At 54.9% G+C, this 328-nt stretch carries 1 protein-coding gene; it reads right to left on the bottom strand.

Annotated elements, in window-relative coordinates; genetic code table 11:
- Positions 1-328, bottom strand: a 328-nt coding sequence (locus tag SB659_RS19240) for a hypothetical protein (RefSeq protein ID WP_410551549.1), incomplete at both ends; no start/stop codon positions are given.

Genomic DNA, 328 nt, shown 5'->3' with positions numbered 1-328 from the left:
GAACCGGGGATCGACCTGCAGAACCATTTTATCGCTGTTGAACAGATCGTAATATTGCTGGCAAATAGCCTCATCCATCGGCCGCACGAACTGCATGTCGTCCTGGATCAGGAAGATATACTCGTAGCCCTGAGCACCTGCCAGCTCGCACATTCTTTGAATGTTGTTGTATAAGTGGCCGTGGCGGCGCCCTTCTTTGGCACCTTCCGATGTCAGGCAATACCGGAACGAACCGCGATGCCTGTCGATGACCGCCCTCGTCTCTTCGTCCTCGCTCTGATCATCGATGATCGCCAGATCGAAGCCCGGGCACATCTTGAGCGTCGAC

The organism is Arthrobacter sp. SIMBA_036 (assembly GCF_046535135.1).
GTDB lineage: Bacteria > Actinomycetota > Actinomycetes > Actinomycetales > Micrococcaceae > Arthrobacter.
This window is presented reverse-complemented; position numbering and strand designations above follow the sequence as displayed.